The sequence below is a fragment of the Njordella calcicola genome, from assembly GCF_056494125.1.
Window position 1 is genome coordinate 4,752,078 of record NZ_CM151396.1, and the last position, 24,140, is coordinate 4,776,217.

Annotated in this window: 25 protein-coding genes and 1 tRNA gene; 3 read left to right on the top strand and 23 right to left on the bottom strand. The window is 52.1% G+C overall.

Annotated elements, in window-relative coordinates:
• Positions 1–70 precede the first annotated feature (70 nt).
• From SH302x_RS18250 to SH302x_RS18260, 3 genes are all read left to right on the top strand, one after another.
• The gene (locus SH302x_RS18250) at positions 71–3,121 is read left to right on the top strand and encodes a DUF1592 domain-containing protein (RefSeq protein WP_479363922.1); all 3,051 of its coding nucleotides are present in this window, start codon (positions 71–73) and stop codon (positions 3,119–3,121) included.
• A 79-nt stretch (positions 3,122–3,200) separates the two neighbouring features.
• A complete protein-coding gene (locus tag SH302x_RS18255; RefSeq protein WP_479363924.1) occupies positions 3,201–4,526 on the top strand; it encodes a DUF1552 domain-containing protein in 1,326 nt (441 codons plus the stop codon).
• A 111-nt stretch (positions 4,527–4,637) separates the two neighbouring features.
• Positions 4,638–5,021 (top strand): FliM/FliN family flagellar motor C-terminal domain-containing protein, encoded by a 384-nt coding sequence (locus SH302x_RS18260; RefSeq protein ID WP_479363925.1) that lies wholly within the window; start codon positions 4,638–4,640, stop codon positions 5,019–5,021.
• A 572-nt stretch (positions 5,022–5,593) separates the two neighbouring features.
• Here the strand turns inward: SH302x_RS18260 and SH302x_RS18265 are convergent.
• The 23 genes from SH302x_RS18265 to SH302x_RS18375 form a co-directional block, all read right to left on the bottom strand.
• Positions 5,594–6,643: a glycosyltransferase family 4 protein gene (locus tag SH302x_RS18265; protein WP_479363927.1), complete on the bottom strand. Its 1,050-nt coding sequence runs from the start codon at positions 6,641–6,643 to the stop codon at positions 5,594–5,596.
• Positions 6,640–7,110: a hypothetical protein gene (locus SH302x_RS18270; RefSeq protein WP_479363929.1), complete on the bottom strand. Its 471-nt coding sequence runs from the start codon at positions 7,108–7,110 to the stop codon at positions 6,640–6,642. The genes SH302x_RS18265 and SH302x_RS18270 overlap by 4 nt, the downstream gene beginning before the upstream one ends.
• Complete coding sequence (locus SH302x_RS18275; protein WP_479363930.1) at positions 7,107–7,766, bottom strand: hypothetical protein; 660 nt, start codon at positions 7,764–7,766, stop codon at positions 7,107–7,109. Before SH302x_RS18275 ends, SH302x_RS18270 begins: the two co-directional genes overlap by 4 nt.
• Complete coding sequence (locus SH302x_RS18280; protein ID WP_479363931.1) at positions 7,756–8,292, bottom strand: hypothetical protein; 537 nt, start codon at positions 8,290–8,292, stop codon at positions 7,756–7,758. The genes SH302x_RS18275 and SH302x_RS18280 overlap by 11 nt, the downstream gene beginning before the upstream one ends.
• A gap of 1 nt (position 8,293) precedes the next feature.
• Entirely contained in the window at positions 8,294–10,552 is a 2,259-nt protein-coding gene (locus tag SH302x_RS18285; protein ID WP_479363932.1) for a hypothetical protein, read from the bottom strand.
• Positions 10,552–11,013: a hypothetical protein gene (locus SH302x_RS18290; RefSeq protein WP_479363933.1), complete on the bottom strand. Its 462-nt coding sequence runs from the start codon at positions 11,011–11,013 to the stop codon at positions 10,552–10,554. The genes SH302x_RS18285 and SH302x_RS18290 overlap by 1 nt, the downstream gene beginning before the upstream one ends.
• Entirely contained in the window at positions 11,010–12,881 is a 1,872-nt protein-coding gene (locus tag SH302x_RS18295) for a hypothetical protein (RefSeq protein ID WP_479363934.1), read from the bottom strand. The genes SH302x_RS18290 and SH302x_RS18295 overlap by 4 nt, the downstream gene beginning before the upstream one ends.
• A gap of 85 nt (positions 12,882–12,966) precedes the next feature.
• The gene (locus tag SH302x_RS18300; protein WP_479363935.1) at positions 12,967–13,698 is read right to left on the bottom strand and encodes a hypothetical protein; all 732 of its coding nucleotides are present in this window, start codon (positions 13,696–13,698) and stop codon (positions 12,967–12,969) included.
• Positions 13,698–13,967, bottom strand: coding sequence for a hypothetical protein (locus SH302x_RS18305; protein WP_479363936.1), 270 nt, complete (start codon positions 13,965–13,967; stop codon positions 13,698–13,700). The genes SH302x_RS18300 and SH302x_RS18305 overlap by 1 nt, the downstream gene beginning before the upstream one ends.
• Before the next feature lie 3 nt (positions 13,968–13,970).
• Positions 13,971–14,900 (bottom strand): hypothetical protein, encoded by a 930-nt coding sequence (locus SH302x_RS18310; RefSeq protein ID WP_479363937.1) that lies wholly within the window; start codon positions 14,898–14,900, stop codon positions 13,971–13,973.
• 74 nt (positions 14,901–14,974) lie between these two features.
• Positions 14,975–15,448: a hypothetical protein gene (locus SH302x_RS18315; RefSeq protein ID WP_479363938.1), complete on the bottom strand. Its 474-nt coding sequence runs from the start codon at positions 15,446–15,448 to the stop codon at positions 14,975–14,977.
• Between the two features lie 3 nt (positions 15,449–15,451).
• Complete coding sequence (locus SH302x_RS18320) at positions 15,452–15,979, bottom strand: hypothetical protein (protein WP_479363940.1); 528 nt, start codon at positions 15,977–15,979, stop codon at positions 15,452–15,454.
• 11 nt (positions 15,980–15,990) lie between these two features.
• Positions 15,991–16,410 carry a hypothetical protein gene (locus tag SH302x_RS18325; RefSeq protein WP_479363941.1) on the bottom strand — a complete coding sequence of 140 codons (420 nt, stop codon included), beginning with the start codon at positions 16,408–16,410 and terminating at the stop codon, positions 15,991–15,993.
• Positions 16,410–16,892, bottom strand: a complete 483-nt coding sequence (locus SH302x_RS18330) for a hypothetical protein (RefSeq protein WP_479363943.1) — start codon at positions 16,890–16,892, stop codon at positions 16,410–16,412. Before SH302x_RS18330 ends, SH302x_RS18325 begins: the two co-directional genes overlap by 1 nt.
• Positions 16,893–16,927: 35 nt before the next feature.
• A complete protein-coding gene (locus tag SH302x_RS18335; protein WP_479363944.1) occupies positions 16,928–17,584 on the bottom strand; it encodes a hypothetical protein in 657 nt (218 codons plus the stop codon).
• Complete coding sequence (locus SH302x_RS18340; protein WP_479363945.1) at positions 17,581–18,411, bottom strand: glycine-rich domain-containing protein; 831 nt, start codon at positions 18,409–18,411, stop codon at positions 17,581–17,583. The genes SH302x_RS18335 and SH302x_RS18340 overlap by 4 nt, the downstream gene beginning before the upstream one ends.
• Positions 18,412–18,417: 6 nt before the next feature.
• Positions 18,418–18,699 (bottom strand): hypothetical protein, encoded by a 282-nt coding sequence (locus SH302x_RS18345; RefSeq protein ID WP_479363946.1) that lies wholly within the window; start codon positions 18,697–18,699, stop codon positions 18,418–18,420.
• A gap of 127 nt (positions 18,700–18,826) precedes the next feature.
• Positions 18,827–19,516 carry a hypothetical protein gene (locus SH302x_RS18350; protein ID WP_479363947.1) on the bottom strand — a complete coding sequence of 230 codons (690 nt, stop codon included), beginning with the start codon at positions 19,514–19,516 and terminating at the stop codon, positions 18,827–18,829.
• 41 nt (positions 19,517–19,557) lie between these two features.
• On the bottom strand, positions 19,558–20,022 hold the full coding sequence (locus SH302x_RS18355) for a hypothetical protein (protein WP_479363949.1): 465 nt from the start codon (positions 20,020–20,022) through the stop codon (positions 19,558–19,560).
• Between the two features lie 34 nt (positions 20,023–20,056).
• Positions 20,057–20,128 (bottom strand) — tRNA-Met (locus SH302x_RS18360).
• Between the two features lie 5 nt (positions 20,129–20,133).
• Positions 20,134–22,356 (bottom strand): phage major capsid protein, encoded by a 2,223-nt coding sequence (locus SH302x_RS18365; protein WP_479363950.1) that lies wholly within the window; start codon positions 22,354–22,356, stop codon positions 20,134–20,136.
• Complete coding sequence (locus tag SH302x_RS18370) at positions 22,334–23,815, bottom strand: phage portal protein (RefSeq protein WP_479363951.1); 1,482 nt, start codon at positions 23,813–23,815, stop codon at positions 22,334–22,336. The genes SH302x_RS18365 and SH302x_RS18370 overlap by 23 nt, the downstream gene beginning before the upstream one ends.
• Positions 23,816–23,817: 2 nt before the next feature.
• Positions 23,818–24,138 (bottom strand): hypothetical protein, encoded by a 321-nt coding sequence (locus SH302x_RS18375; protein ID WP_479363952.1) that lies wholly within the window; start codon positions 24,136–24,138, stop codon positions 23,818–23,820.
• Between the last annotated feature and the right edge of the window lie 2 nt (positions 24,139–24,140).

Sequence of the window (24,140 nt, forward strand, 5' to 3'; positions counted from 1 at the left end):
AGCAAGCACAGATGCGAAAAGTAGGTTAAAATAGGAGTCCCGCCTTAACTCCTTCCTTTTGAAAGTCGCTATGACTTGCCGCATTCCAACACTTGCGTTGATCTTGTTTGTACTTGTGTTCGGAAGTTCGCTCGCCGGACGCTTGTTACTTGCCGACGATGCGACTCAAGCAATGGACGCCGATAACCCCCAGATGCTTAGCCAGCAGTTTCAGCGCGTGGTGCTGCCATTCATGCAAGACAATTGTTTGGATTGCCATGGAACGCAATTGCAAGAAGCAAAACTGGATTTGTCCTCGTTCCAGTCGTCGCAAGAGGTCTCAAGTCATCACGCCTTGTGGGAAATTGTCCGCGATCGATTAATAGCAGGTGACATGCCGCCTGCCGATTCCGGCTTTGAGCCCAGTCAGCAGGATCGGCAATCAGTGATCGATTGGATCAATGCCTTGCGGCAATCCGATGCCGCCAAATCGGCGGGCGATCCCGGACGAGTCTTGCCGCGTCGCTTAAGCAACTCAGAGTACAATCACTCGATTCGCGATCTAACCGGCGTTGACCTGCGTCCAACCGACACTTTTCCAGTCGACCCAGCGAACGAAGCGGGCTTTGACAACACGGGTGAAGCTCTGTCTGTGACGCCAGCGCTTTTTGCCAAGTACTTAGATGCGGCGCGTGGAGTCGCTGAGCATCTGGTGCTTACACCCACTGGCATCAGCTTTGCCGAATTCCCTGTTGTCACCGATACGGACCGTGATAAGTATTGTGTTCGGCGCATCGTTGCGTTCTACCAACAACAGCCAGTGGACTTAGCGAACTACTTTTCTGCCTGTTGGCTGTTCCGCCATCGCGATACCGTTTTGACTCGCGATACAACGTTGGATGAAATTGCCCAGCGCGAGGGCTTGAGCGAAAAGTATTTGCAGATGGTCTGGACGATCTTGAACGACCAGCAGGATGACTTTGGCCCAATTCGCCAATTGCGTTTGCGATGGGAAGCGTTGCCTGACAGTACTGCAGAGCGTGAGCTGGTGATGACGCAGTGCCGTCAGATGCGAGATGCGGTGGTTGAATTACGTTCGAAGTTGCGAACGGAGTTCGACAATTTATCCGTTCCGACAATGCACTCTGGGTCGCAGCCGCTGGTCATGTGGAAGAACGAGCAGTACGCACAGCATCGACGCACTTTGAATCGCCAGTCCTTGCACATCGAGGGCGTTGAAGTGCCTGTCGCAAAGGGTAAGTCCGACGCGAAAGCGAATTCGATTGTATCCGATCCAGAGTTGCAGTTGCCGGCAGACGAGCGCTTGCAACGCAAGCATGTAGCTGCGTTTGAGCGATTCTGCAACGTCTTTCCTGATAGCTTTTTTGTGATTGAACGGGGCCGTGAATACTTGCGACGTAAGGACGGCGAGGTGGAAGAGGAGCAGAAGGGCCGTTTATTGAGTGCTGGTTTTCACAGCATGATGGGTTACTTTCGCGACGATCAACCGTTATGCGAATTGATTCTTACGGATGAGGCGAAAGCGAATCTAGATTCGCTGTGGGAAGAGCTGGATTTTGTCACAGCGGCACCGGTTCGCCAGCATACAGGGTTCGTCTGGTTTGAGCGGACGGATTCGCGTTATATGCTGAGCGAAGAATTCGATTTTGCACGAGCGGAAGACAAAGATGTTACGTCCGAAGAGAAGATCCAACGTTTAGCGGAAGTGTATTTAGCCAAAGCGGTTCGCAATGGCGGCAGCGGCGATGCGTTGCACGCGATTCAACGGCATTTTGAAAATATCAACAAACGCGTTCGTTGGATGGAGTCGGCTCGCGCGGCGGCGGAGTCGGTGCATGTTGCAGCCGTGGTGCAGTTTGCCGAACGAGCGTTTCGCCAACCATTGACGGACGTGCAACGAGCGTCGCTGTTACAGTTTTATCATCAACTGCGCAGCGAAGACGGTGTTAGCCACGAGGACGCTATCCGTGATACGCTGGTAAGTGTATTGGTTTCGCCGCATTTTTGCTTCTTGACCATGCTTCCTCGCGATGATCAGGCGGAGGCTAGCGGAAACGCGGACGTCGCTATATCGGACGAATCGTTGGCCAGTCGGTTGAGCTATTTTTTGTGGGCTAGCACACCCGATGCAGAGTTGATGCAAGCCGCTCGCAATCAAACCTTAAGTGATCCTCAAGTTTTGATCCAGCACACGCAGCGCATGTTGCGCGATGCTCGAGCGCGTGGGTTAGTGACTGAGTTTGGCGCGAACTGGCTCGATATCCGCCGCTTCGAGCAGCACAATAGCGTAGATCGCGAGCGTTTTCCAAGTTTCGATAATGACTTGCGACAAGCGATGTTTGAAGAGCCCGTGCGATTTTTGCAGGACACCATTCAAAATGATCGCTCGATCTTGGAATTGGTGTATGGTCGCCACACGTTTGTCAATCAAGCGCTAGCGGACCATTATGGATTAGAAGTCAACACGGGTGGCCAATGGATCAGGGTGGACGATGCTAGCCATGTTGCCAGGGGTGGGCTATTGCCGATGGCGGTATTCCAGACAGCGAATTCGCCTGGCTTGAGAACTAGTCCTGTGAAACGCGGTTATTGGGTTGTGCGACGAGTCTTAGGGGAGCGTATTCCGGCACCGCCACCCAACGTGCCAGAGTTGCCTGACAATGAAGAGTTGCTGGGTAAGCTTACGTTGCGAGAAGCCCTTGCGCTACATCGCGAGGATAAGAGTTGTGCCGTGTGCCACGATCGCTTTGACTCGTTTGGCTTGGCGTTTGAGAGCTTTGGACCGATAGGCGAGCTTCGCTCGAAAGATTTAGGCGGCCGAGAAATCGATACGACGGCAATCTTTCCTGATGGCTCCCAACGGATAGGCATCGATGGATTGAAGGCATATATCCAAGCCGAAAGGGAAGCGGACTTTGTCGACAACCTATGCCGTAAACTGCTGGCCTATGCATTGGGCCGATCGTTGCAGCTATCGGATGATGCGCTCATTGCCCAGATGAAGACTCAACTCGCCGCCAACGATTACCGCATCGGCGCCATGTTCGAAGCGATTGTGGTCAGTCCCCAGTTTATTCGCATGCGTCCAGTGACCGAGGCTGACGCGCTGGCAGCCAATTAGTTGCAGCGGCGTCAAGCTTAAAACGATAGAATAGAAACGACGTAAAGTCATCCCGCCAGAAACTTATACGAGGAATACCATGAGCAATCTTGACCACAGCCCGCTATCGCGACGAGCGATGTTGTACGGAACCGGCGTAGCGATGGCGCTGCCTTGGCTGGAATCCATTCCAGTTTGGGGAACCGAAAGCAACTTGGTTGGTGAGTATCCGAAACGCTTCGCGGCGCTTTTCATGGCCAACGGGGTGAATCCAGATCGGTGGACGGCTACCGGGAGCGGAGCCGACATGCAGTTGGGCGAATGCCTGCAACCACTGGAACCTTTCAAGACGAAAATGAACTTCATCACTGGCCTATTTAACAAAGCGGCCACTGGTGTGGGGATTCATCCTGGTCAGACCGGCAACTTGTTATCGGGCGTGCGGTTGCAGAAGGGCTCGGAGCTCAAAGGCGGAATCAGTATGGACCAAGTACTAGCCAATAAGCTAGGCAACGATACAGCGATGGCAAGCTTGGTATTGGGCTGCGAACAGCCGGTGACCGGCTACCATGAAACAAATTTCTCAATGGCCTATGGCTCGCACATTTCATGGCGCAGTGCGACTTCACCCGTACCGATGGAAGTGTATCCTTCATTAGCCTTTGATAGCTTGTTTGATAACCGCGGCAGCGCTCGAAACAAAAGCATCCTTGATCGTGTGCAAGAAGAAGCCAGCAGTTTGAACCGTCGCATCAGCATGGGCGACCGCAGTAAGCTTGAGGAATATTTGACCAGCGTCCGTGAGGTGGAACAGCGAATCGACCGCATGCGTGGCCAAGCGGAAAAAGCGAATTCGAAGGCGCAAGACAAAGGCATCGCGTTGCCAACCATGGCCAGACCGGACAATGGTTTGCCCGAAGACATCCGCGAGCATATGCGCATGATGTGCGACATCATCGCGATTGCTTTCCAGACCGACAAGACGCGCATTGCAACGTTGCTGATGTGTCGCGATATATCCGGTTTGTTCTATCCATTCTTGGATGTTCGAATGGCACATCATCCTGCGTCACACCGCGACACTTCGGATGACTATGCGAAGATTGTCAGCTACTACTGCAGCCAGTTGGCCTATCTCGCTCAGCGGCTTGAAAGCATGCAGGAAGGTGATGGTACAGTCCTGGATCATTCTTGCTTAGTTTTTCTTTCCAACATGTGGTCTGGCAGTAAGCACGACAGCACGAAACTGCCCGTGTTAACGTTGGGCGGACTAGGTGGTTCGATTGAGACCGGCCGAGTGCTGGACTACACCGACCGTGGTGACGATCAACGCAAGTTGTGCAGTTTGTACTTAAGCTTGATGGATCGGATGCATGTACAAGAGCCAGCTTTTGGCGATGCTACCGATCGTTTGGCCGACTTTTAGCGATTATTCGAATTTTGTTTTAGTTTGTCTCAAGTTTATGACGATGAGTGAAGAGAGCGGGTAGCGATACCTGACTTGCAAGAGCTCTATGGTCGAACTTCAAGACAAACAATGGCAACTCTTCAAAATCTTTCCACCGACCAAGCTGCAAAAACCATCTACTGGAAGAGTCTTTTGCAGATTGAAATGCCTGTTTGCGTGACGCTGGCAAGGAAGACGGTGCCAGCCGACCAAGTGTTGAGCTTGGTACCTGGATCGATGATCCACTTTAGTATGCCATGCGACAAGCCCTTGAGCTTGGATGTTGACGATCAGGTTATCGCTCGCGGAGATGTGGTCAAAGTCGGCGATAAGTTTGGCTTGAAGCTTTTAGCGATCGAACCGCTGCGCGAGCAGTGGTTGGACGTATTCGCCAAAGAAAAACAAGCTGCTGCTAAAAACAAGTCGGTCAAAGCAGAAACTGCGACTGCGGGCCAAGCGACTAAAAATGCTTAGCGTAGATAGTGCGCACGTTTAAGTGCTGCTAACTTGCGAACCAGCTTCACCGGACCGGGACACGAGGCATCGCCGCTTCGGTTTACGCCGGCAGACTTCTCAAGAAAGCGAAACGCTATTCGAATGCGACAGCCGAGTTTTCTGGCAGTGATTCGCCAACATAGAGATTGCAATGCACGCTGCAGAAAACGCAAGGACCGCATTAAGAGCTAAAACAACGTGCACAAAACTCAAGTAGCGAAGGCCGGACTTGAACCGGCGACACCCGGCTTATGAATACTCAAAACGCAAAATTAGAACGCGACAACTACAAAGAAACGCCCGAATTACTTGCAAACTAGTTACAAGAAACACGGAACGCAATCGCGAAATTTTCGTTTTAAGAGCGTCTGAAAATTTTCGACGCCCGACGCGACGCCTGTGCAAGAAATCGCAGCATGAGGTTTTTAACCGAGCTACTTACAAGGTTTTTCCAAGTGCCTTGCACATAAAAGTGCGTCGATATACGTGCGAAGCACCGCGCCCCCGCCCCCCCAGGAAGGACCCGCCGTTTTGGCAGTCTCCTTTGCCTCTCACGTCGTCGTTTCTGGCCCTAGAACGCTTCGCCACCGTCGCACATGAGCATCCATCCCATAATCGCTCTGAATGATTCTCAACGCATTCTTCGCAATACCACCGCCTCTTGCTCTGCTTAGTATCGCGCTGACCCATTGGCTCACATCATCAGTGTCAACCTGAGTCACTAGCCTAGCGTCAGTGGCGATACCTCTCGGCATTGCAACCACTGGTACACCGCTGGCTATAGCCTCCCCTACAGCCAGGCCGAAACCCTCCTTGTTCGCTGTGCTCAGGAACACGTCAGCAATCGCTAGTAGATCGCATGGGTTATTCACGCGGCCGATGAGCCGAACGCGATCACTCTCTGGCTGGCGTGTAGGCCACCATCCTGATCCTGCGATAATAGTCACCCAGTCATGGGGCATGGTCTCCCCAATGCTTACTGCTAGATCAGGCTGCTTTTCGTCTGAAAATCGATGTGACCAAAGCAAGACCTTCGCGCCGTCTGGAATTCCGTAACGTGCTTTCACCCTGGCTGGCTCCTCCGTGCTGGCCGTTGCCGTTCGGCGTGGATCGATCGCGTTAGGGATACAGTGCACTGGCTTGCCGCATCCTTTGTGCTGTGCTGCTACGGCGGGGCATACGCAAACGATTTCGTCTGTGATGTCCAGCGAAGATTTTAGTAGATTGTCAGACCATTCTTGTCCGACTGCCCCATGGTGCACATTGATAATTTTCGGCTTGTTGAATCGCAAGTATTGTCGCAGATGAGCGATGCCCCAACACACTGCAATATCGCAATGGTCAAGCAAACTCATTGCCGCTGCTGCCCCTTGGTACGCTGGTACGCCTAGCCGAGCTCGGTCGCCATCGCCATCCAGGTAAGCGAAACCAATTACGTTCGGCAAATGCGGCAACAACAACTGGTGAAACGATTCGGTACCGCCGATCGAATTGTAAGTCACAGCGAGAAATCCGACTTTCGGCCCTTGGACTTGCCGCCATTGGTAAGGCGATCGCATGCGAGCATGCTGCAATCGCAAGACGTCCTTGATCGAAGTCACCCAACCCTCCGAAACATTGCACTGGCATAGATTGCCCCGGCTGCAGCGGTGATCGATCTAGCAATGCGAAAATCATTGCGAGTCATCCAGCGTTGCACGATGACCGCTCGGCCTTCGTTCAGGCCAGTGTCCGTGTGGTTGTGCATGCTGCTGGTGATTGTTGTGTCACGGCTTAATTGAGTTGCAAAACTTACGTTGTTTGCCAAGTTTGGAATTGTTGCTCGATTGCCGCCAGCTACGTCCAGCTCCTGGATGGATACGATCTCGATCAAGTTGTTCCGCGGGTTACGAAATATCACGTCGGTAGTTGATATGAATTCTTCTTCGTCGAAGTAGATTCCGAGCCCAAACATCGAGCCATGCAGAATCGTGTCTTCGTTGAACCCATAGAACGAATTGACATTCCACAGATACAGATTCTGAGCAAAGCAATAATCTTCAATCTTGCCAACTCGGCTTTTGGTCATGCTGCCCTCACTGCATCAACGAAATCGATTTGATCATTCAGCCTGTAGAATTGCACCTGAGCGTTTAGCGTGATCGTTCCACCGGTTGTAACTGGCCAAATCTCGTTTTTGAATTGGAACTTTGCTCCCGCGCTGCACTTGAGAATAGACCAAGCGTAATGCCGTATCGGAACAGATCCACCGGCAACCGTGAATGGAATCGTGTAAGTGTTCGTGGTGCCACTGCTGAGCGTGTGATTGTGGCTGGTGTTGGCCGTCGGCAAATCGTAGCGGATCGGCCTGAGCATTTCGACTTCACCGGCAAACGGAATCACCGATACTTCCCATGGATCATTCAACGCGGCAATGTACGTCGAATCGAATGTCTGAGTCAGCCCACGGAACAGAAACACGTTGATCAAGTAATACGTCGGCCGAAAGACCTTGAACACATCGACCGTTGAACCATAACCTAGATCGCCAACGCCGCTTAGTTCTTCGGTCGTGATTCCTGCGTGATATTCTCCGGTGAGCCGCGGGGATGAGCCACCCAGGGGATTATTCTCGATCGCCGTCGAAGCAAACGTCTGCGTAATCGTTGGATTGTCGAACATGCGCGTCGATTCGATCACGCTGCATTGATACCGCACGTAGGGCAACGGAACATTACTCTTCATCGAATCGGCCCTCGTACGCTAGATATTCCAAGCCTGTCCCATACCGACGAATCTGCAAATCGGCTTTGATGATCGGATCTTCGCTTGGAGTATTCTCGAAATCAAACGCGATGTGGAAATCGCCTCGCGCCAGCACGCCTACGAAGATAAACTGCTGGAATGATCGCGGTGCGAATCGGTCATCGACACCAGTTTCGCCATCGGTGACGTGATAGTGTTTATGCGACCCGCAAAGCTCTTGATGCTTACTTGGCCGAATCGCTGAGCCCGCCGCAGCGGCAATCGAAATATCGATCAGTCCTAGGTCATCAGACTCGCACTCGCGGAAGTCAATTTGCAGATCGATCCAGAATGCTCCCGGCACATCAACGCGGAACGTTGCATCGTCATCTAGTCGCGAGATACCCAGCAGCGGCATATTGCCATGTTTCTCGGTCGCTTCGACGATCGCGAGTTTGCCGTCGATGACCTGCATGTTCTTGAAGTAAATCCAGCCAGGTGTGTGGCCAATTGCGGGAGTCTCCATGCTAAACGCTCGCTTTCGGTGCCATGGCTAGAAAATCAAGTTCACCGGCTGCAGTCGTTAGCGAGAATGAAGCAGCTCGTACACTTCCTGGCTGGCCTAACGAAGCGGCAATCGATATTTCGGTGATCACCGTGTTGACCTGGATTGCATGAGCGGTATCGGGATTGAGAACCGAAATCATCTTGCCAATATCCAGTACGGCCGAAGCTCGCGACGAATCAAGCTTTAGCACTCGGCGATCCTGGTTGTAGAACTGAAACGCCTGCTTGGCCAAATCGGCGAGCTTATCGCTGTCGTCTCTGAGCAAGATATCGCTTGCGGTCTTTAGCTCGGTATTTTCATCGCTGATCGCGGTTGTGGTGCCTTCCAGGATGGTAACGTGCTGGAACACATCGCCAAACTCTAACACGCGTCGGCGAACTGCATCGACGTCGGCAACATCAGCGTCAGCCGGGAATCGAGCTTCCAGAATGCGGTCCTCTTCAATCGCAACGGTCGCGTACAAATCCGATCGATTGTAACGCGATAGATGCGGAGATTCGGCCAGCGGAGCAAATGCAGTCAACTGCGAGTTCTCATTGACCAGCGTTTCGCGGTTGGCCCCTTCGACATTGAGCGCCACGGCAATTCGGCCATCGTTTGGTAGCGGTTCCAGCTCGATATCAAACGGCAGTTGATCAAGCCCAGTTATTAAATGCTGCTTTTTGCGATTGGCGAACAGCACGAACCTATCAACCTGGCGTTGCAAAGCTGTCCCGCTGTATTCCAACGCATGCCCGTACACGATCGGCTTCATATACTTGCTGGTTGCACCAACGTCGAAATCTTTGCTTGCGTCCTGGTACGAATATCCTTCGCGGAATGGCAATCGATCTAATATACGGATCTCGTACGGATCAGGAAAATATTGCACGATCGTCGGCGCTTCAGGGTCCGGTGCCTCTGGGTCTGGCGGCCCTTCACGCGTGAATATCTTCTGGCCATCCTTAAGCAGCCAGTCCCAAGTGTGCTTTAGCTTGTACCCACGTAACCACAATCGATTTTGCGGATGCTCCAGCCACTGTTGATAGTTCGCCTCGTTAGTGTACGGGTCATCGGTCGCGACTGGCTGATCAGTTAAATTCTCTTCCAGCGTCATTGGGTCCCAGATCACCGGCTGATCACCTAGCCCACCGCGGCGAAACGGAAGCGTACATACCACTTGTTTGCGAGCCCCGCGGCATATCACCTGGTTGGCCCGCGTCGTCAAATCTAGCGTTGTCGCAGCTCGCGTTGCCGGGTCATCAACGTACGTTACATCGATCGTGTTGGGATTAGCTGCGATGGTCGAATCGCTAAGCGTCAAAGCATCTTTCAGCAGCGAATAGACAACCAAGTTCACTTCATCCAGGGCCCCTTCTTCTTCCGGGTCCGCTTCGACAACTTCGGCATAATATCCGATCATCAAGCGACCGGTGCACAGCTCATCAAAGATCGATAGCAGCGTCCGGTGGTCTGTGTCGATCGATGGTCGATCGTTGGCCGGCAACAGATCAGGATTCTTCCAGAAGAACGGAACGCGAACTTCGTTGTCTTCATCCACCGGCGGGAAAAACGCAAGTAGATGCTTGCAGATGTCGTGCGTCGACCAAGTATCGTTTGAGTCCTCATCATCAGGAGCAATCCATGTAGCACCATACATACCATTTGGGAAGTGAATAAAAACATCGACAATGTCATCTGGAACGCCTGGATTGTCTGTTGTCCAACCCTTGGTCTTAATGATCTGGCCATTATCGACTCGATTAAAAAAATGGCCTTTATTCGAGTAGTCAATACCAGCAGTCCTCAAGAATACTGTTTGAGTAATCAATGCATGAGCCAGCACGTTGATAATGCCCAAGCATTGAAACGTTTGCACTCCGCAGGCAACTTGATCACCGGCGAATTGTACAAACCCATCAGGCTGATCGCCGATCACATCCACGTATCCATACCATTTACGCGTCCCGTCCGCACACTCGATTTCGATCTTGACGAAGTAGCCGTCGATTGCCAGTTTGCTGCGTATGGTTGGCGTCGCAGCTTCACGTTCCAGCGTCGGCCCGTATCGGCGATAGAGTGACGCGACTGGTACTGCAGGCTGAGCGGACCATGTGACCTGAGTTGCGAATAGCTCAGGATTTTCCACCCAAGCGTCAGACCAGCGAGCGCGAGTGTAAACGGTTTGGGCTCCGGTGTACGATAGCCCTCCAGAGAAGGTAACTTCTTCCGCAGCCATTATGGTTCCTCTTCAGGTTCTTCTTCTTCGGCTTCGAGATAGATCGGTATCATCGTCCAATCGCAGACCAGTTTGAACGCTGGCGATAGTGCCGCGCTTGCATGGTTGATCGCTCGCGAAGTGAACGGAATCATGCGAGCTTCGGTAACTTGGATATCCTTCAAGATGTAGACCGTATCGAACGCCGTGTAATAGTTCACGCCTTCATGCGTCACGATCACTGGGTTGATACCCCTCAAACTCATCAGCAGCACTTTGGCCGCGATCCCGTTGGCGTAGTTGTTGTGATACGAGATCGTTTGGAATTGGAACGGTGTACCATGCCTGCCAGTGGCGATGATTGCCATTCCATCACTACCTGGCCGGATCTCTTCTTGCGTGTGCTGCGTCGGCAGCATCAAGCTGCCTTTTCCGATATCGAAATCGTAGTTGCTTGACCCTACAGTAAATCGCGTACTCATTTGGATAACCCCAAAGCGTTTTGTGCTCGAATAGCGTTTGGCGGAGGAGCCACTGGAGATCCAGAATCAGCAATCGTATCAGTTTGCTTGTCCATCTTCTGGTTGTTCTTTCGAAGCTCTTCTACAACCAATCGTTGCAAATTTGCAATTTCTTGCATGGCTGTGTCTAAAGCTGCAATTCGATCTAAGTTTGTCGCTGATCGATCGCCGCTCATTGCTAGTGAGTCTCGACGTTGTTGCAACTGACCGCGGCTGATAGAAAGCTGATCTTCACCAGCCATGCCAGAGATAAAACGTTCAGTTGCAAAGAAGCGTGAACCGATTGAATCCAAAGTGCCTCGCGTGGTCGACGCAAGGACTTCTTCAGTTATTTGTTTTGCGGCTGCATTTGCCTGGGCTTGGACGTCACCACCCTTCAATACATTTCCAAAAGCTTTGCTTCGTTCTACAGACGAAGCGATTGAAAGCTGAGGCGTTGCGGAAGTGACTTGTTGTTGCAAGTTTGCGGCTGTTTCCGGATTGAAAGAAATATCATTTCGAAAAGAATCATAGCGGTTCGCCATTTCAGAACCGCTAATCAATAATTGACGATTCAGTTCTTTGAATTTTGCTTCTCCAAAATCCTTTTCAAAAGTCATCGCAAACAGTCGTTTATCACTTCGAACCGCTTTGATTCGAGCGTCAAGTTCTCCTGGATCGACAATTGGATTTGCAATCAAATCTTGAAGCTCAGTGAGTCTTGCTGTTTCCTTCTCGTTTAAGCTGTCATCCATCTTGCCAGTTCGGCGATTAAACTTCGTTGTTTCTTTGCGCTTTTGAAGAAGCTTGTCGAGTTCTTTTTGATTCTCTTCTGTGCTACCTAGTCCTCCAAATACTTCATTGAGCTTTGCTGCCAGCACGATTGTATTGGTATTTGCCGACTCACCTTTTGGATCGGCAATTGTGAATGCTGAAAACATAGCTCCGATATCAACTGCGGCTTCGGTCGGGTTTTGATTCGGAACTGTTGGGCGAATTGCACTGAGCGGTTGGCTCATCAATTCATTCACCTTGGCCGGATCTCGAATATTAGACAGAACACCAACGTCAAGAGCGTACCCAAGATTGGCCAAAGGGTCAGCTACGCCAGTTTCTCTCCCGATTGATAACGCTGCAATCGTCGTAGGAATAACTGATTCTGGTGTCAGTCTGTTAAGCTTCGCTGATTCTTTGACTGCAGAAATGATGTTTTCTAAGCTTCGACCGTCTGTTGAATTTCCGGCTCCCAATGCATCAATCAACAAAGGGATATTAGAAAACCCCGTTTCCTTTGCGATGTCTGGCGCGATTTTCGTAAATAACGCCTGGAGTTCCGGCGTTGTTGCTCCTGCAAAGTTTTTGGAAGCTTCTTGTTGCGACTTCGCGAGCTGATTCGAGAACTCCAGAGATTTCTTTTGCATCTCTAGAAAATCTTCATAGCCTTTGGTCAGTGTCCCTACGGCTGTTGACACCGACAAGTATCCAGCAGCCATGCCTAAGACTTTAGATACTCCGACTCCAAGCAAGCTGTTCTTTTCTGCTAACGCATCTTTTGCTTGGTTGATTCTTTGAACTTCGCGATTGTAAGCAGTTTCATTGATTAAGCCTTTTTCTTTTAATCTACTTGCTTCAGCCAGTTCATCATTCAATTTCTCTAATGCTGTCGTGTTTCTCTTCACGATAGCTTCAGATTGCTTTAGATCGCTTTGCATTTTGCGATCTGCATTGCCAATCTTCTGCGAAGATTTCGCGCCAGATTTACCCAGCTTGTTAAACTCTTGCTGAGCTTTCAGCATTGACTTTACAAGCTTAGCTTCGTCGCCGCTGAATTCGATTACTACAGACGCCATGATTATCCCTCAGTCAACAATTGAAAGTCAGCCAGCGTCGGGCAGTACCGGCTCTGGTTACCGGCCATCACTTGCCGTGACCAAATCAGGTAGTCCCAGTATCGTGGCGAATTTTTTTTTGAAGCTCTGCCAAGCCTGGTTGATCGGTCACCAGCCGCATGATCTCAATCGCTGTCTGATCGGTTGCGATGCCCATCAACCCAAACTCCAGCGAACTCAATCGGTAATTCGCTCCGATCGCAATATTGACCACATCCGTCATATCGCCAACCTCATACGAGTAACTGGACTGGCCAGCCAGGTGAGCGTCCGCGATCGCTGTAACTCGATTGGCTTCGCATTGACACGCGAGCTTCCACAGTGCCTCGTACTTGGTTTGCACTCCCTGCAGCACGAACTTGCCATCGTTATCCAGCCCGTAGTACGTTGGCACTGCGGTATAGTACGAGATCTCGCCGTCGGACAACTGGAATTTGCGAGCGACTGGAATCTGCCAAGTGTTGCCCTTCCAGTCCTTCCAATCGTAGCCTGCCAGGATGGATTCACGCTGAAACATCGCAGGCTTGGGATCAATGCCCGTAAACCATCCGATCCATCGGCCAGCAATACAACGCCACTCCTGCAGCTCCGGCTTGTAGATGACTTGGCGGCAATCCATCTTTTGACCGATGATCCAACCACGCTGCGAATCGGGACCAAGCCCCATAAGCTGCTGGCATTCGATATCGCTGGCTCGATCGTCGTAAAGATAATCAAGCCCGAGCTTTTTCAAGTCGGGCCTGTTGTTCGATTCCGAAGGGTAGAAGTACAAATACATTAGTCAGTGGTCTCAGTGGTCTTTTTTGGTTTCGATTTCTTCGCCGCGACGGCCGCAGGATCTTCCCCTGGCTGGCCCTCTTCCACCGGTGCCAGTAGTTCACCAATCTTCACCGCGTCACCCGCTTCATACGCTGCGATGATCTCGGCTTCTTTGTCGGCATGTTCAGCGGCCAGTGGCTCGCATTCCAGCTTGCCTTTACCGGTTACCGCGCACAGTACATGCAGCAGGGTTAGCTTCCGAGGTTTCTTCGTTGGTTCAGTTGGCATGGTTTAATCAAGTTCGTATTCGGTAATAAAAGTGAACGGAGCATTCGTGCCATCAAAACGCGAAGTCAGCTTCAATGCAACTTCACCGCGACGATTGCCAGATGCGTTGAACGCGGAATCGATGGTCAACATCCCGGCAGATGTGATCAAAATGTAGTTGTCGCCGCCAAGATAGACACTGCCATCTTGCGAACGCTTTTGAAGCACGATCTCTGTATTTGCATGCGTCCCAACAATGCCATTGAGCCCAACTCCGCCGGATGACGCGAACAGAGCAGCATTCAGCGTCCGGAACGTAATGCTTGGCTGGACCGACTCAATCGAAAGATGTTCGTTGTAAGCTTTGCTGCTGCAGGAATCCATCGTGATGTTCAAACCGAAATCGATATCGATATCCTGCAGGCACGGAATCGCGACACCACCGACCGTTGCACTATGGATCGTGTAACGTTCCGAATCGCTTGGCAGCGTCGGCAATGCGACACTTCCCGTTGGAACCAATGGATTGTTCGTGCCATCAAACAATGGCAACACTTCGATATCGGCCTGAGCATCTTCGCGATTGGCAACGCTGATTCGCCGCAGGACCACGCGGCCCTTACGCACTTGCAGTTTGCGATGATGCGATCCAGACTTGATCACGCCGTTTTCCAGTTGAGCTTGATACGCTTCCACGCCCGGATTGGTGACCGCGACGATGTTCAAGCCAAGCAGTCCGAACGTGTCGATCGCTTTCTTGATGCTGCGAGTCGAAAACGTCATTCGCGGATCAACTGACTGGACGTTGACCTGGCCAGCGTAGGGACTACCCGCGGTGACTTCATTCAGGAGTTGGACACCCAGGGGACAATCAAAGTTAGTGATCGCGCCGAAGTCTACAGCAGATGCACTGTCAGGATGGATGCGAACGCAGTGGCCGGTATACAGAGTCATTTGATTGCTTCCTGAGAAAAACGGATCAGAAAGCAATGTTGTCAACTAGCCGTGATGCCAAGTCTAAATTCGACTTACTGCATGCGATTTAAGCGGTTGGCAAGATTCAATTCGTACTGCTGCGCGAGCAGATTCGCTTCCTCTGGCAAGATCTTCGCAAACTCCGCCCGAGCCCATGGAATGCGATTGAGAACATTTAACCCGTATCGCAGCTTCACGCCTTTGGAAGTGGCTGTGATCGATACCATGCGTTGGGCTCGATCGCGAGTTTCGCCAGTGAAGACCAGCGGGTCTTGTGTCTTTTTACGTTTCAACTTCTGCCCGACGTAAGACTTCCAGAATGCTTTACTACCGAACGGCAAGTCTTCGCCAGAACGCTTTTTGTAACCAGCCTTCTTGGCATGTGCGGCCGTAAATCGTCTGGCTCGCATATCGCGATGAAACGTCTTGGCCAGGATGTCCCATTCTGCAGCTTTAGCCTCACGCATCGCTTTCGCAAGTCGACGCGGAGTCACACCGAATTCTTTGATCTTGATCAAGCCAAGCATGGATTAACCCCACTCGACTAGCAGCAGAACGATATAGCAATCGCCGTAGTCTTTGACTTCGTTTTCGGGAGTGCGGCCGAACAGATCGACCTTAATGTTTTGGATCCGCAGCCCACCAGGTGTAGATCCCAGTTGTAGCAACCCTGGCTGGCCTTCTGCCTGGTTATTCACAATCGCTTCGATATCGCCCATCAATTCCAACCAGAACTCTTCAGGAGTCTTGTTTGGATCGATTGGTGTTTCCAGCGTAACAATTGCTGAACCGGTGATGTCGAAACATTCTGGCTCTCCAACGCGAGCTGCAGTATGCGATTCTCCTTCATGGCCATAGACGATTGCAAACGGCCGCAAAGCTTCGTAATCATCCTTGGTAAAGCTGTCTTGGCCTGTTGGTCGAGGAACACCTTCGATGTAAACCTTGGCAGCAGCAGCAGCAACCGGATCAACTGCTTCATCGACTCCCAACCAGGATTGGAACGCGGTGCAACTGGCGAGCATCGACTTCAGCGTTGTAATTGGCGTGACAAGCATCCCCACGTGAACTATCTCCTACGGTAACCTGGTCTGGCAATGTCGCGAGCTTCCGCGCGAGAAAGATGGACAGCAGTCTTGGAAGCTGACTTGCGATTGATTTCATCCACGCTGTAGATCACATCATCGATACGGACTTCTGAGTTCAGCGAAAGATGGAACAGCGATTCAGGCTGAGCGAAGATCATACGCGAGATTCGCTTTGTCCAGCCAGAGGAGGATCGCACTTGCTTAGTGATCTCGGAATGCACCACAGCGATAATATCATCCCAGCTAGACGTTGGCGTTTCGCGAAACTCGATCTTCTTGCCGTAGTATTCCAGATGCAAGTCCGTATTTTGCTGGTTCGCTTCGTACAGGCTCGCTTCACCGGTCGACGGATCGTAAAAGTCATCATCCGGAAAGACGTGATCGAAAATACCGCGTGGCATTATTCTTCTAGCTCCTCGATACGAACATCATCATAGCCCTTACCATGATTCAAGTTTCGCCAGCGATACGTTTGGCCGAGCTTCAGAGATTCGTTTTCCACCGCCTCCTGAATCGCATCTAGCTGCTCTTGTTGCTCTGGGGGAAAGTCAACCACTCTCGCCCTTTGCTCAAGCGTCGCCACGTACTCATCGTCGATATACTCTAGCCAACGAAACGACACGTCATCACCATGCACAAAGTCCGACGGCAACGTGTAGGCGTATCGAAAGCGATCTACCTCTCCACCGATGTTTGGACCGATGAAAATCGTCGTCAGCGGCACATAGCTACTGTTGCGAAAGACTTGTACTCGTGCCAATTCCGTAGCCGTTGGCTTCACCGGGCAAACAAGATTTACGACCGAACCTGAAGCATAATGACCAAGGAACGTTACGCCTTGCATTTGCTTGATTAGGATTAAGTCTGCATCAGTTAGTGCCATATCGTTTGCTCTGCTTTGCGGTTGTTGTTGCCATGCTACTCGATCTCCTCAGCCACCGGCCAATAGTCAGTAAAATATCCAGCCTCAGTAGCTTGTGCTTTGTCCATGACGTACGGCTGCCAGCTAGGCGGTATGAAATCAGCAATAGCCACTGACTGGCCAGCCATAGCTTGCACCGCTTGGACGATGCCGTCTTTGTCGGCTTGCGTTAGTGCTTGCTCGTCAACTGTAATTTGCAACACTTCGGCCAGTTGACTCGCATCGTTGCCTATTGAGATTGGTACAACGTCGTTAGCTCTAAACTGCAAAAGCGGATAACCAAGCCCTTGCGGATGGGGTATCACACCAGCAAATAAACCATCACCATTTGGCACAACTAACGAGTACAAAGCACGGCTTAGCCGCTCTGCAATGTGTGGTGCCGCTGGAATGTAGAGATGCCCGTCATCAGGGAAAGTCCACGATGCCGTGTCAGTGTCCAAGTCGTAGTTGTAAGCGGGCTGGGGCGGCATAAACAGATCATGCTCTGGTAAGTACCGATAGCCGATACCCGCATAGTTGCCGCGAATCGAAGCTGTGTAACTTGTCTGCACCCAAGTACCACCAAGCCTGGATTGACACCAATCAATTGAGTCAGCCACTATGACGCGAATCACTTCGCCTTGGTCGTTTATCTCTGCAAAATGGCTCATATCGGATACCTGATTATTACTATGCCACTGCCACCGTTGCCGCTGTTAATGGGATGACCACCGCCGCCACCGCCGCCACTATTGGCAGTCGCGGCAGTGCCAGTGTTTGCCGTCGTGCCATTCCCGCCTCCACCTGACCCGCCCGTACCAGCGGTTACGGATGATCCTCCTCCACCACCGCCTGCGTAAAAGCTTCCAGAACCAGAGGGCCACTGGATACCAACACCACCATTGCCTGCTACTCCAGTCGTGTTTGCATTGCCACCTACCGCACCGGCCCCGCCCCCACCGCCGGACGCGGCGGGATCACCAGACACAGAACCGTTACCACCAGCATTGCCTTGCCCCGCAGTGCCAGAGCCACCTAAATAATTGCCGAAAGTAAAATAGTGGCCACCTCCGCCTGACCCGCCAGAAGCTGCGTTGGTGTTATTAAGCCCACGGCCACCGCCCACCGCCGTCAACGACAATGCGATTGAGTTTGATCCGTTAGTTGAGGATACAGGCCCAAAAGTTCCTACGCCGCCAGCTCCGATTACGACTGGCCAAGTGCCCGCAGCAATCGTATTGCTGCCAGTGATCGCACCGCCCGCACCTCCACCACCGCGAGCCGCACCCCCACCACCTGCCACAATCAAATATTCAACATTTAGCGTTCCACCGCTAACGACAAAATCACCACTGCTTGTAAACGTATGGATTTTGTAGCCGCCTGCCTCTGTGATCGTGCCACCAGTAGCCGTAGCAATGCCGCCATCACCACTGCCAACGACGGGACGGCAAACTGGACGGGCTATGTTGCGAGCTATTGATCGTGCGACGCTCATGGATAATTAAGCTCCCGTTCGTCTTGATCGCACAGTGATTGCGCTGACGTAAGTGGTAACGTTCAAGCGATAAGTATTCCCGCCAGGAAGTAAGATCGTGTCGTCACCTGTGATCGAAACTGCTGCACTGCCTTCGCGAACCGGGCCCCACTGATTGGCTGCCGCATCGCCAGCTTGCAATGCTGCGACTGTTCCCGCCGGAGCTTTAATCAAAATTAAATGCTCACCTTCAGGCAAGGAAAACGCTGAGCTTGCGCCAGTTGCAGTCGCGGTCACTTCAAGATTCATGATTGTCGCTTTCTAAAGTTGCGTATAACAAAAAAAGCCAGTGCCTGAATCACTTCAAACACTGGCTTCAGGCGAATCGATTGGCGTTGTAGTTGTGGATTTATCGATTCGTGGTTCAGTAGTTCAATTAAGCGATCACCGGTGCTGTTACGCCGTCAGTATCGTTTCCGACTTCAATGGCAACCCAAGCAGCACCATTCCACATGAGAATCGCGAAATCGCCAGCATCAGCAAACGTGATGGTCGTACCGTTGGCAAAGTTCGCTGGAGTTAAAGTTCCATCGCCACCGTCGACAATCTGCTTGATCTTCTTCAGTTGACCTCGGAACAGACCATCGGCCAGCGTTCCCGCATTGGCGCCAGTGGTTGTCCAAGCGGTGTAGTACGAGGTTACGTTGACTGCGCCAGCTCCGGACAGAGCTTGCTGAGCTGCCGCGATATAGCCGTTGTTCATGTTGCTGCCATTGAGCAACACTTTTGCAACTAGTTGGCCAGCTACTTTAGCTTTCGAGAACACTCCGATTGGAATGATGTTCGCGCCAGCAGCAATAACTACAGTTCGATTTACAGTGTCATAAAAAGCGTCTTGGCCAATCGATGCTGTAACACCTGTCGCACAAGTGATTTCATATTCGCCTTTATCCTGGACGGTCGCATCAACGCCCGCGCCCAACGATTCTTTGCCGACGTAGACATAAGCACGATTCGCATCACGCCATACGTCGCCGGATACCCAGTTGCGACTGCTGACAAGTGCAGGAGTCGTGACAACGGATTGACCACCGGGATGCACCGGCCTGGAAATTGGAAGTGCCATTTTCTACACCTTAATTATGAAACAAACAAATCAACTAAAAACTACTCGCGTCCAATTGCGGCCAGAATTCGCTTCTTGCGAGTTGCCCCGATGTCTTTGATGTCGGTCAAGTCGTGGCCGGCGTCGATATAGGCAGTAACCTGAGCAACTGTCGTGTAGCCTGCTGCAGCTAATGCCTCCAATGTCCCTTCGTCGGTGATGACGTCGGATAGCAGCCAGTCGTCATCTTCGTTTTGATCGTCAAGCTGTTGGTCTTCTTCGATGCCTGCCAGGGGAGGATCTTCGCTGTCGCTGGCTGCGTCACCCAACGGCTCTGCTGTGACATCAAATACTGCTGCGTCATCAGCTACTGGAGCGAGATGACAAACGCGATATGTCACCGAATCAAGCAACTGCTTGGCGTCGATGCCTTCTCGCACAACCAACACGCCCAGGACAACTCCCTGGTCGATGTCGCCATTGCCGAAGTTCACTTTGCCGGTCGCTCGAATCTCAAATCGTGGCATGATCAAATTCCCTGGTATTCAAAAACTATCCAAATTGCGGGTGTCAGATTCGCACTGACGGTCTCTGGGTTATGGGCCCAGCGAGATACTGCTTCTCCAACCCGCTATCAATTAAGCTCCAGCACTGGTCCCGCGTTGCAGACCTTCCCAGGCTACCGCTTTGATGCCGATGTCCATTTCGCAAGTGGTACCGATACCAATACGGCCATCGCCAGGATTCCAGCGGCTGATGATCGGACCACGGCCAGCGGATCGCAAGTAAGCGAGCATCAAACCCCATCGCTTGCGAGCGTCGGCCAAGTAATAGGCTCCAGCTTGAGGAGCTGCAGTTACGCCGCTATCTGGGTTGGCGACACCAGTATCCAGTCGAGCCTCACCACGTACCTTGTATCGACCGACTGCAGGGTTCACCGTGCCATAAATCGAGTTGGCTGTGTTGTCACGACGCTCGACCGAGTTCATCAGGACTTCCGCATCCCACTGCTTGGACTTCGCAACAACCAAGTATCCTGGTGACGCTGTGATCGGTCGACCATTGTTGACCTGAGTGGCCATCTTGGTATCTAGCGTCTGTAGACCGGAAATGCTCATCGCGGTGCTGATCGTGTTGTTGCCGTGAGCGGTCGAAAACAGTTGGTTCCCGTCGCCCATCGTTGGATTGGACAGCAACGTCGAGTAAACCAAGTCTGGCCGCAGTTCCGCAGCTGCGTCACCCAGTGCCGAAGGCGTGCGCCCAAGTTGGCCGAATCGGTCGTCGATGATGTCGATGCGGTCAAGGAAGAATTGCTCGCTGAACGTCGTCAACTGGATCAGTTCCTTGGTCGCATCCATGGTCGCATGCTCTGGAACTTGCTCACGCTTGCGTTTCTTCATCTTGCTGATCGAACCGGCCTTCACAACTTCAGCAGGCTGGAAGTTCGGCAAGTCTTCTTCCGCAACCCAGTCGGTCGTGTCTTCGGCCATGGTGAACGCGTCCAAGATCATCGCGGCCAGCGTGTTGCTGAACAGCGCGGCGACTTCAGCAGTCGATGAAGCTCGCGTTGCAATGTCGTGATAATCGAAGCGTTCGTATCGCACGTTGTGGGCCGCCAACGCGAGCTCGCAAATACCGATCAAGCTGATGCCGTGGGACTTGTGAGCGACGTTCAAAGCCTTGTCGGCTTCATCGCTGAGCGTAGTCTTGCGATCCAGCGAACGAGCGGCATCAACCGCCCATCGCATATTCATTTCGTGATGATCGCCGCGATGGAAAGTCGCTTCACCCTGGCTGGTCCGGAACAACCGCGAGTTCTCAACATCGATACCCGCTCGCTTAAGCAGGACCGCTTGCAGATCCGCTCGGCTGAACGAGTTGTCGACCGAATGGACCGCAGGAGCGACCGCGCTGGTTCGACCGGAAGTGATACCGACCAAGAATCGCTTGTTGATTTCATCTTCGCTCCAGTCGCTGGATCGAGCTTCATCAATCAGTTTCGGATCGACCTTGCCGATGAAGCCGCCGATATAGCCTTGACGCTTTCGTTCGGCCTCCGCGGCTTCGCGACGAACTGCTTCCGTATCCACCTTCGGTGTCGTTTGCGTCTGAGGTTGAGTTTCGCTTCGAGTCTCAGAAGCGGTCGAAGGTGCAGCAGTTTGTTCTGCTGATACAGTGGAAGTTGTAGTCGCGGACATGGTTCTTTCCTGAGTCGTAGAGTGATTTTCATCTTTGCGATCTGAATCAATCGTTGGAGTAGAATCGTCAATCGGCCCCGCGCCTTGTCTAAATTTGTTGTCAACCACGCATCGCATTTTCGCTTGATCGTCAGCACCAATCGGCGTTGTTGAAAGCTCGCGACCAATCCACTCCTTGACTACTCGCATGCGTCGGTTCGTTGCGCGGAACTCGCGACCATTGACCATTGTCGATTGCCCTTTGGGAATATCGATCGCATTGGCAATGTCGTACTTGTAGCCCAGTGACACGTCAGTTAGATGGCCTTGCCGCGCGAGTTTGTAAACTTCTTCGACGCGTTCGATCCCTTCTGCAAAATAAACGCGTCCCTTCCATTCGTTCTTGCCGCGAGTCAGATCGCGAACTGAGCCGTAAACGCTATGGCTGCTGTATCGTGAATGTGAATCCAATAGCACTAACTGGTTGGGCATGCGGCCGCCTTCGGCCAGTAAAACTTCATCAAAGAATTCGCGGTTGTAGTAGTCGTACATCACGACCGGCTGGTCAGTGGTCAGTGTGCAACCGATCGACCGAGTTGCTTCGTCGAAGCCTGCCAGGGAAGCGGATCGCGTGACCAATCCTTCTTCGGTTCGTGCTTGTTCATTCGTCGCTGCTGTCGTCATTCTTTTTGCCTCCGCTTTCGTCTTTCAACATTGCCGCAAGTGCCATTGGGTCCGAAGGAATCGGGCCCAGCATTTCCGGCAAACCGTTCTGCTTGAAAATCTCGTTCGCTCGCTTCCATTCCGCGACGACCGTTTCGAAATCGCCACCATCAGCCATACATTCCCGTTGCGGGCTGGTGGTCTTGTTCTCCATGCGAATCCGCTGGGCCATCGCTTCTTTAACCGGGTCCACATGCGGCGGCTTTTCCCATTGCCACGTTAATTTGATTTCCCGAACATCCTTGTACCGCAGCTCGCCACGCATCATCGCTTCCAGGAGGATCAGCATTACAAAAGGGTTCAATCGCTTCCTTGCGATCTTCCCCTGGATGGATTGATTCGCGCGAGCGTACCCTTGGCCATCGAATCGGGCTGAGGAATAGTTATGCTTGCTCGCATCACGCTGCAGGCTCATCAGCGGCATACCTACTGGCCGGCCAAGGTCCCGCAAGTTCTCGTTTCGGAATTCGACGTAGTTCTGTTGGGGCTGGTTGCTATTGAGTGCCTGGGCTTGCCAGCCGACCGGAAGCTTGTTGATCGACTGACGACGCAGCGATACTGGATCAGGTTGTTCCACGCTGTCGACATCATCGCGAGTGTTGTACATCAACACGTGCATGATCGCCGCTGTTTTGGCCGCATCGCGAACCGCTTCGTCCAGTTCATCCAGTTCCGCGAGCGTTTGCAGCGAACTGGCAAGCCATGGGTACCCACGCCACTGTTGCGGTTCGTGCTTGTAAAACACGTGCTGCATATCCCTGGCAGGAACATCCTTCGGCGTCAGCCAATATCGAACTCCGTAGTTTGCCGGGTCCATTTCCAGAATGTGATACATCGTCGCTCGACCTAGATCGTTGCGACTGATGCCCAGCATTTTGTTCTTGGTTGGAGTCATTCCAGACCACAGTCGCCGAACCGAAACAGGATGCAAACGCTGCGAGCAAATCGTATCTGCGTTGGGGTCACTCACGTACTGCGAAAGGATCGCTCCTGCAGTCCACAGTCCACGAATGTCTTGCTTCAGCAAATCAGCCAAGCACATTTCGCCCGATCCGTCGATCGATTCTGACACTTCACGCCAAATCATTTCGGCACGATTGTTGAACTGATCACTGCCAGTTTCGACCTGTAGCTTAGGGCCATTTGATCCGATCACGTCATTGGCGTGATTGTTAATCGTTCCGTCGACGATACTATTCGCGCGAGCCTCGAACGTCGCACGATCGATCATCGATTCCAGTTTGTCTAGCAAGACTGAATTGATGTCTTGACCGTTTGCCCTGCCCCAGTGTGAAACAGCCGTTGGCGAATCATCGCTGGTCGCTTTCCAATCTCGCTGGCCAGGGATACTGTTGCGGTCGACTCGTTTAAGTTGAATCGGATTAGCACCCGCGTTTTTCCTGCGAAACAATCCAAACATGATTAGCCTCGCACTCCATACCGGATGTCATCTGCGGTGCGAAGCGGAACTTGCGAGATGCCGCCGCCGCCCCGCGCTGCAGCGTTCTGCAGTGCCAATTGCTTTTCTGCATTCTTAAGCAATGCGTCTAAGTGTTCGACTTGGTACTCGGTCTCATCGTTTTCAAATTTGGTTCGTGGCCTGCCAGAGATGAGCATGATCGCCGAACGCAGTTTGGTCACAACGGTAGCGTAGTCGCCAGCTTCGTTTGCTGCGACCGCTTCGTTGATCTTCGATTGGATGTTTGTGTCTAGTCCCATGCCAACCAGAGTGACACCACGCAATC